Origin of the sequence: Salinivibrio sp. PR919 (assembly GCF_001995355.1) — a bacterium.
GTDB lineage: Bacteria > Pseudomonadota > Gammaproteobacteria > Enterobacterales > Vibrionaceae > Salinivibrio > Salinivibrio proteolyticus.
Genome location: NZ_MUFL01000106.1, coordinates 1 through 8,775 on the forward strand (window position 1 = coordinate 1; position 8,775 = coordinate 8,775).

Consider the following 8,775-nt stretch of genomic DNA (forward strand, 5'->3'; position numbering starts at 1 on the left):
GTGTTGGCCATTATGGATGGCGCGCCGTTGTGATGACGGCCATCACCAATTGGTCATTCGCTCGGTTAGGCAATTAATTGGTATTTGCCTAAACCAAACGTGGTTTTGCCACCGATATGTAAGGCTTGGCCGAGGGTTAACAGCGGGATCACGTGGGCAATGTCGCCGCAAAAACTCACTTGGCCTTTAATGCCGCCAAATGGGACAAACTCCTTATTCTTGTGTGAAAACCTTTGCCAGTCTTCAAAGTAACAATCGCTACTGACTTGATGCGGGCCAATGCGCGGTTGATATTGGTAAAGGGCATCAAATAGGCGTTGGTCGTCGTTTACCCAGAACCGACTTAGTAGCACCAAGCGGCGTAAGATCTGCTGCACCCACTCCCCCAGATCAGGCAGCGATTGATGGCATACCTTGCCGTTTCGCTTTAAGCGTGTGGGGGTTAAGCAGGTGATGGCCAGCTCTTTTTCCGCAGTGTCTAATTGACTGACTGGCGCCACCGCCAGCCAGTCGGCCAACGACAGGGGAACGACCCCCGAACGCAGCCCGGTGGGGGTCATGGATGCCACGCTTAACACACGAAATGGGGTACGCTGTGGCCCCATACCCAAGGATTCGCCCTGTTTTAATGCTTTAAACAGGGCATCCACCAATTGTGTGGCATGGCCAAACAGGGTGATGTCAAAGTGATACAACTCCCCTTTGCGCCAATGGGTTTTGTGATCCTCATTGGGACAAATAACATAGGGTTTGGGTTGTTGGTTGTCATGATTGCCGTAACAGACAAAAAAGGCATGCTCGTCGGCGCGTTGGAGTGCATGCCCAAACCATCCATGCAGCATCGAGCCTTTAAACGCCGGTAGCACCGCATCTTCATGAAGCTGAATGGTGATGTTTAGTTTTAACAGGGTGAACGTCTCGGTTAGCGCTGCCCATGCAGGTGTTATCATGGTTGATCTCACTTATATTTCGTTTCTAGTTCTGCCAGTTTGTCTTTGCGTGCAGCCAATTTGGGTTTGTTCTTTTTATTCTTAGCCAGATCCAAATAAGCAGACTTGGACGTGTCTCGACAGAGCGCGAGCAGCGAGGGAACAAAGCCATAGTGGTGGGGATCGGCTAAGCAGGCATCGAGCAGATCGTCCATGGCTTGCACATAGTCGCGCCGTCTGTCTTGAGAGGCGCGAACTTCTGGCAAGGCTAAGTCGTGCTCGAGTTGCATAAACTGTTGTTCCAGCGGTGAAAGCTGGGCAAACGCACTCGCTTTGCGCTCGGCTTCGGCTTGTTCGTCGGCTGTCGCCCAAAGTTGTTGCTCGCGGTCAGTGAGCGGAAGTTGGCTGACCAAATCCGCCAGTCGCCCTTGACCAAAATTTTTGTAGTCACCGGGCGCGGGTTTGGGCTGGTCACTTTTTCTAGGTAGATGGGCGCCACCGTGATACCAATCGGGCAACACATCTTTGCTGTGACCTTGCAGCGCTTGCTGATAGCTCATGCCAGCGGCACCTTTGGACTCAAGCGGCATATAGGTGAGGTTTTTATCTTGGTTATCCGCCAGATCGCCAAACGCAAACAGATGACGGACTTGTGGGCTGTGTTGCCAGTTGTTCTCGCCTTCGTGACTCGCTTGATAGACGTGATTCATGTGCGCCACAAATTMGTCAACCGCTTGCTCGATGGTGAGTGGATCACCGTCGTCTGTTTGGTTGGGCCGGGCWTCGAGGGTGCAGTCAGTGAATGAGACCGCCCCAGCGCCAAGGGGCTTGCCATGACCCAAGCTATGATAAAAAACCTTGCCCTCTGGATCTTTAAATTGCAGTGCCCATAATAGCGCGCCGATTTCTTGTCTTTTTAGGTTATGAAAGACAATCTTGCCGGCAAATTGACTATCCGGTGCCAGCAGCTCTAACTGCGATTGGACATCACGCTTGTCCTTCAGGTTGTCGGGCAAGCTGGTATGATTAAATTGGGCTTGCGTGGGGTAGCGCTTCCATCCCTTGGGGATGGCTCCTTTTTGGTAATGAGTAAGGGTACGGGTTGTGGGGGTTTCCCCCGTATGTTGCTCAATATAATTGGGTAGAAAGCTGGCTTTTGGCGCGCCAAGAATGACTGGATTAGAGTGACTGAAGCCCTGATTGAGGCTGCAGGTGGCATCAGCAAAATAAACGCGACTTTTGAGTGAAAAGCCTTGTTCACGCAAGGTGCCGAATAGTAATTCTGGCAGATCAAAAATAGCGTCTGATTCACTCAGTGGCTGGGCGCTCTTCACTGTCTGCTTGATCGACTGTGGGTACAGTTTGCGCGGCATCTTGGCAAACCCCAGCGCGACAATCTTACCGGCTTGCTCACGCGCGAATACCGGTATGCCGAATGTGGGGTGAGGGTGGTTTTTTAAGTAATCCACTAGCGCTTGGTCATGACTGTTAAACAGCTTGGTGACGAGCTGTTGGGCCTCTTCTCGAGGGAGGTCGGTATTTTCTTGTGCCTCGTTATAAAAGAGGTAACTAAAGTTTAAGCGCTTGTCTTGATACTCTTTACGGCCGGGGCGAAATCCTGAGAAAACAGGAATACCCTGTTGTTCGCCTTGGCCAAGGTCCGTTGCACACTCCACTTTAACCGGCTTTCCTTTCGTTCCCTCCATGGTTTGTTCACCGAGCCTAAATGGCACTGCCGGTTGAGTTAAGGAATAAGCGCGATATTTGTCTGGGACCGCGTCTTTGTTCTTGATATTGATGTGGGCGTATCGATTGAGATCGGCATGAAAGAGCACGGTGTGCTCTGCCTTTTTAAACTGCCAACGCTTTGCATCAGGATCAAATTTGATCCAATAGGCTTGGGCGTTTGTGTCGTGGATCTCTTGCGCATACTCAGTTTTTCCTGTCGAAATATCACGATATGACAGGTGTTGATCGTCAACTTGACGCATTTTAGCAAAGGTGGCGATGTCGAGGTGGTTGCGCAGCATACCTTTAAGGCTGGAGCCTGGAATAACAGGGTTGCCTTCGGGATCTCGCTGCCATTTTACTTGTGCGGGCTTGTCTGTGGTTTGTTGGCCGCCAACACACAGGGCGGTGCGATTCGAGAGTGTGTAATGAATCGCCCCCGAATAGCCCTCTTTAAAGGGCACATCATGGCTGACTAAATGCGCCCATTCAGGCATGTAAACCCAGCGAGACAAGGGAGCAAAATGATAAGGCGCATGAACTTCAGTCATATTATTTCTCCTCTTTTGGGGCAAAGCCGATAAATTGCTGGGCAAGCGGGATCCAGCGACCTTGTTGCACGTGGTCGGTTTGTTGCTGGTACCAAAGGCGGTATTGTACATATTGATGGTCGCCCAGTCGGACATCACCAATCAGTGAAACGTGTTGATAAACCATACTGACTGTATGAGAGGCATCGGATGCTTGGTGCGTCATTGCACACACACTGTAGCGATTTGGACCCACCAATCGGACTTGTAGGCTATCGTTATCATGGCAATATTCCGCTTCGATAAGATCGTCGCGCGAGGGTATCTGTGTGGTTGAGGTAACGCTATCTCTATACATCACCCAACCTTGTTGGGGCGAAAAAGCGTGAATTTGAGAGCAAACGTCATCAAAACTGAGCATGCTTTGTGCGATGTGCAAAACACCTGCATGTAAACGTGGTAACGTGACGCCGAGCTTTGTGTTATCCACGTCGGATTGCTGCTGGAGGGTGTGGTATTGGGGTAAACTCATTGCGCGTGCTCCGTAGCAAGGTTGTCAGTGTCTAATGCTGCCCAGTTAACGATCCATTCAGCATCTGTTTGTGGCATGACAAGGCTGGTCCCGCGGCCACTGCCCGCGCCCATGGGCAATAATCCTTGGCGCAGATCCTCGATGGTATCTGCTAAGGCGGCTTGCAGCGTCGAGGAGAGGCGTGTGTTTTGGCTCACCCAAATATTGAGGGTAAATTTAGGCTGATACAGTAATTCTTCGCTGAATAAGCCGCCTTGTTGCACCCCACCAGTAAAGCGGTCGATCCGGTTGTGGGTGCGTACTGTGGTGCGGTAATCCGTCACGTCGGCATCGTCAATAAAGAGGTGGCCGGCAATGCCTTCCCCTTGTGAACTGGTGGCGGCGCCAAACAGTGATGACAATGCATCTGGGCGCACTTGCCATTCGGCGTGAATCATAGTGTCGCGATCCTCAGCCCAATCGGCCTGATGGCGACGCACGTGATAGGCCAGACGGTGGGCGAGAATGCCTTTGATGCTGCTGCCACATAAAATCGGCCGTGGCTCGGAGAATGCGCCGTGGTTGGCTTGCCAATGAATCTCGGGTTCACTGTATGTTTTGATCCCAATGTCATTGCCGGTGTCGTGATCGCCGAGCCGCGTGGTTCCAGAACCACAACGCCAGTTGTCAACGGCTTGTAATGGCAGTGAGGCGAGGCGTCTTTGATGGCGATCGTCTGCAGGCGTAAGCGGCTGTGTGCTGGTGTTCTCACTATGCAAAAACTGTTGTAATGCCTGGCCGGCACTCGGGCCTTGCATTAAATCAAACGATGTTTGCTCACAGGCGATCACCTTGATTTGCCCAAGACCATTGCGGCTGCTGGCTCCTAATGTGAAGTGACGATCGGCCCACAATGCTAGCAGTGCCTGCCACTGTTGTTGCTCGTGTTCGCTCATCTCGTCACTGTGCCATTGCAGGGTGACACTAAAACGCACGCCTTTGGGTAAGAGGATTTGGTCAAACTTTCCGGTTTCTTTTGCCGCGCCTCGGTCGTTTACCGCGACGCGCTCACGGTGGTGCGGGCGCGCCAGTGCCAAGCGACTCAGAATCGGATCGTGGGCGATGTCTTGTGCAGGCATAAGCGGTGACACCGGGCGATTTTGGCTATCGTGAACAATGCCGTGAGAAATGGTCAGTCGTGACGCGCCCTCTGTGGTGCCAAACCATGACGCTAATGGAAGTCCGTCGTCGGCGAGTCGTTGGTGGGCGAGATGGCGCCAAACACCGGCAATCGCACTCGCCGGGATATACGGCAAGCCATTTGCCTCGCGCGCAAGTTGGGTATCAAACCCTTCTTCTCTGTGACCTGAATTGATCGCCATCGGGCTTTGGGTTTCGAGGATGAGCTTAGTGACATGAATATGGCTCATTGTTTAACCTCCGAATCGTGCGCGTGGGTAATGAGACTAAAGCCGATTTGTTGACTGGCTTGTTTTAGGCTTGTATAGCGCGAGAAGTCATAGCGAGTGATCTGGCTGACAAGCATCAATACCGTGGCGGCATCGTGATCGACCAGCACTTGCTCAAGCCAAGCTGCAAATGTGATTGGTTTATCCCCGTCACTCCAGGTGATGCCCCAGCCGAATTCGTCATTGTTGGCCTTACAGATACCCGTGCTGATATCAAAAAGCGCTTGGCGCCAATCTGGATTGTTGTGTTTTAGTTCATCATGGATCCGGCGCCATTGGGTCGATGAGGGACCCGCGGAGTCGCGAGGCATAATATTATGGTATTGGCGAGCCTTGTCGTAGGCTTGCCCAACCTGCTTGATTAACAGGCTAACGCGCTGTTTCTGATCGTTGGTACATTCGTCATGCGCAATTTGGCTGGCCACCCAGTGTGTTAGCGCAGAGTGCGGCTGTGCATCGGAAGGTTGCTGTGTTTTTGTCGGCACAGTAAACCGCTGGTAGAGGTCATCATCAGCCAATGTGGCTTGGGTGGCCCAAGCCGGATTGATCATGATCCAACCCAGCCCTTGGTGTTGATTGATGCCTAGTCCCTGATGCTGTAGGTCCAGCAAGTCTTGCTGCGATAGCGGAGTCTCTAAATCATAAACCAGAACCGAGCCTTTATTAATCACACATTGTTCGGAGTCGTAACCTTGTCGTTTTTGGTTAAAGCGCGTCACGCTGTCTGCGCGAATAAAGCTTTTTGACGGATTAAGTGTACCTTTGGCGTGTGGGACCAGTTGTTCAAGCGCTGGCACGTAGGTGGGAAGGCCGCGCCAATCAATGCATTGGCAATCACTTAAGCACCACACCGTTAGCTGCTGTTCATCCATAGCCGGTTCGGGTTGGGCAGGGGGATCAATCAGTGCGATCTCAACGCGGCCAAACTCAGTGTTGCGCGAACGCCCCAGGGTTAATGGCATTTGCAGCTGCTTACGGATCGCTGACAAGTGCGCTTGGTTATCGGACTCAACCCAACCAACAAAGGTTTGTTTAGCCTCGATAAACGCATAGGTGTAGAGCGTTTGATCTTTGGCTTTGCCCGTATTGCGCTCAATGGCTGTTTTGGTGCTGATGCCTTTCGCCACTTCACCTATCTCACCAGATGCGGTGACATAGCCGGTCCGACACTGCTTATATTGCGTGTTGGCTGCGCGCTCGAAGTGCTGACTGGCTTGATTATATATCTCTGTTTTATTGAGCTGACCTTTAGTGAACGGTGTTTGATTTTTTTTGTAGTGCCAACTGGCCGGAATAGGAAGTGCCAACTGATGGTCGGCAACAGGAAAACAGGGCCCAAACTTGACCGAGCCGGTATGAAACATGTCCCATGATTCGGCCTTATTAAGGGATGGATAGAGGTTTGCTGCGATGGCACCAAGTATCGCACTGCCCGGAATATAATCGAGGCTTTCGTGGTTATGAGTGGTGGCAGTGGTTTGGCTCATCACGATGGGATCAACCGTGGTGAGTGAGTAATAGATACGCATGGGCTATGCTTCCTCCAATGAYACAGTCACTTGTCCTAAACCTCGATGCCGCTTTCCACCTAAGGCGGTGATTAGCGTGATGGCTTGATCTAACCAAGTTGTGAACCCTTGGTGGATTGTTTGCCCGTCGATCTGAGTGTGATAATGCGGGTGCTGCGTATTGAGGCGAACTTGGGCAACAAGCTGCATCGGTACCGCGACTTCCATACTTCTTAAGCTTGATGGCTTGGCGGTACCCGTTTCTTTATCGATAGCAGTGAATTGGTGCACACGGTATAGATATTTAGCGACATTGTTATCAATAAGATAGTGGCTTTCTTGGGCGGACAGCTGGCCACTGGATATTTGCAGCATACCTTGCTCGCTTACGCCATCACGCCCTTCACGGCCGAATAAAAGTGGAACAAGGTCTTGGCTAAACCATTGATTATCAGTGGCGAGTTGAAATGCCTCTTTCAAGAGACCTTTTATGGATTTACCAGGGAGATAAGGCAGCCCGGCACTGTCTTTCAGGCATAGTGCATCCGCGTATGCCCCAGCTTCTTTCCCGCTGCCTACGTGCCAGTCGCTGTGTAAATCGAATACCAGCCGATAGCTATCCATGCGTGACCTCCTTATCGTTTGTGTGCGAGTTTCCTTTCATCGGCTCGGCAAAGTGGTGCAATACCAGCAGATCATTAATGAGGCAGTATTGCTCTCCTGTTTGCTGATTGACCCAGTACCAGTTTTGGCGTTGATAACCATCGGGTGTGAGATTATCGAGCAGCTCTTCCAGCGCTTTCTTTTGATTCGTTGCAGCCAAACTTAAGCCACGATGATAAATGATGTCGGCTTCGTCGATATCGCCTTGGGCAATGGCGGTTGCCATTTGTCGCCAACGCGCGATTGAAACAGGCGGCATCGCGGTGTCGGCTTGCTCAGCGGATGCGGAATAAGCCACCAACCGTTTTAGTTTGCTAAGTTCGAAGGGCGCCTGCGCGAGCCTTGCGTGTGCCTGTGTCGATGAATCAACAAAATATGCCGTTTGACCCATTTGCATCCTGTCTCCGTGCACTAATGTGCGATCGGCAAGGATGTCGAAGCTGTCATTGGTGCTTTCTGATTGACGATGAAAGGCCAGTGCGGCCGGACCAATTGCGCCCTCGTCAACGACCGATTTTGTGCGTTTTTTGGCTTGCGCACATAGTGCCTCAACGAGCTGGTGAGAATGCGTAAATGGGTGACTGGCTTTTTGGTAGAGAATACCGCCACTGGCGGTTAAATAACGTTCATACTCTTTTGGGAAACCAAAGTCATCAAATAAGGGGCTAAGTTTATCCTTGGATGCATCCATAAACGCGTTACAAAAGCGTGTGCTGAACTCAAGGGCCAAGTTGGCACGGCAAAGTAAGGTAATATCATCACCCCCCAAGACAATGGGTCGCATGGGTATCATCTGTGTTGAATCTGATGAGCGGGTATCTTTTCGATAACAGGCTTTGTCGTAAATATATTGTGTGGCTGCTTTGGCCGCTACCGTGGTTGCTTGATTGAGCGCTCGTGAGAATTGGCGAAAGCCTTTGCGGAGTTCAGCATCGCTTTTGTTTTTGAGTGCATTTTTTAGTCGCATCAGCAGTATGCCCAATCCATTACCATCAATATGGATGAGGGAAATATCTTTGCTAGGATCACTGTCTGGTGCGCCGTGTTGTTCATCGTCGAAAAGAAAGTCTGTCTCAAGATCAAGCGGATAGTGAAGCGTTCCCTTGAGATCCTCGGGCGTGAATTTGTCTTGCAGTGCGGCTGCTTCACGCATATTCATGGATTGATAAGCCTGACGATGTAGGTCTGTATCGATATCGACTTCATTCAGACCATCATCTTCTCGTTGGGCCAGCGCTGACATACGAACACTGGGTCGGCCTGTTCTTGAAAAACGTTCAACCGGCGCGGTGGCGATCGGAAAAGATATGGCTGGTGTATTACGGTCGTTGGCCAGTTGCTGGTGGCCAAGGTCGAGGGCTTCCACCAGGGTCTCTGCTTCTGTGAGCGCATCGGTATATTCGAGCGATGGAAACATCTGTTGTAGGGTTAATGTCC

General features: G+C 51.3%; 7 protein-coding genes. All 7 read right to left on the minus strand.

From position 1 onward, the window contains the following. Nucleotides 1-65: 65 nt before the first annotated feature. Nucleotides 66-950, minus strand: coding sequence for a CRISPR system precrRNA processing endoribonuclease RAMP protein Cas6 (gene cas6, locus BZG83_RS14905; RefSeq protein WP_077481701.1), 885 nt, complete (start codon nucleotides 948-950; stop codon nucleotides 66-68). A gap of 8 nt (nucleotides 951-958) precedes the next feature. Next, nucleotides 959-3,208 carry a TIGR03986 family type III CRISPR-associated RAMP protein gene (locus BZG83_RS14910; protein WP_158074972.1) on the minus strand — a complete coding sequence of 750 codons (2,250 nt, stop codon included), beginning with the start codon at nucleotides 3,206-3,208 and terminating at the stop codon, nucleotides 959-961. A gap of 1 nt (nucleotide 3,209) precedes the next feature. Further along, nucleotides 3,210-3,719, minus strand: coding sequence for a hypothetical protein (locus BZG83_RS16800; protein ID WP_158011467.1), 510 nt, complete (start codon nucleotides 3,717-3,719; stop codon nucleotides 3,210-3,212). Continuing rightward, nucleotides 3,716-5,128, minus strand: coding sequence for an RAMP superfamily CRISPR-associated protein (locus BZG83_RS14915; protein ID WP_077481705.1), 1,413 nt, complete (start codon nucleotides 5,126-5,128; stop codon nucleotides 3,716-3,718). The genes BZG83_RS16800 and BZG83_RS14915 overlap by 4 nt, the downstream gene beginning before the upstream one ends. Further along, nucleotides 5,125-6,696, minus strand: coding sequence for a hypothetical protein (locus BZG83_RS14920; protein ID WP_077481707.1), 1,572 nt, complete (start codon nucleotides 6,694-6,696; stop codon nucleotides 5,125-5,127). Before BZG83_RS14920 ends, BZG83_RS14915 begins: the two co-directional genes overlap by 4 nt. Before the next feature lie 3 nt (nucleotides 6,697-6,699). Beyond that, nucleotides 6,700-7,299: an RAMP superfamily CRISPR-associated protein gene (locus BZG83_RS14925; protein ID WP_077481709.1), complete on the minus strand. Its 600-nt coding sequence runs from the start codon at nucleotides 7,297-7,299 to the stop codon at nucleotides 6,700-6,702. Next, a partial coding sequence (locus tag BZG83_RS16805) for a Cas10/Cmr2 second palm domain-containing protein (RefSeq protein WP_158074973.1) occupies nucleotides 7,292-8,775 on the minus strand: 1,484 nt, incomplete at its 5' end. The genes BZG83_RS14925 and BZG83_RS16805, both read right to left, overlap by 8 nt.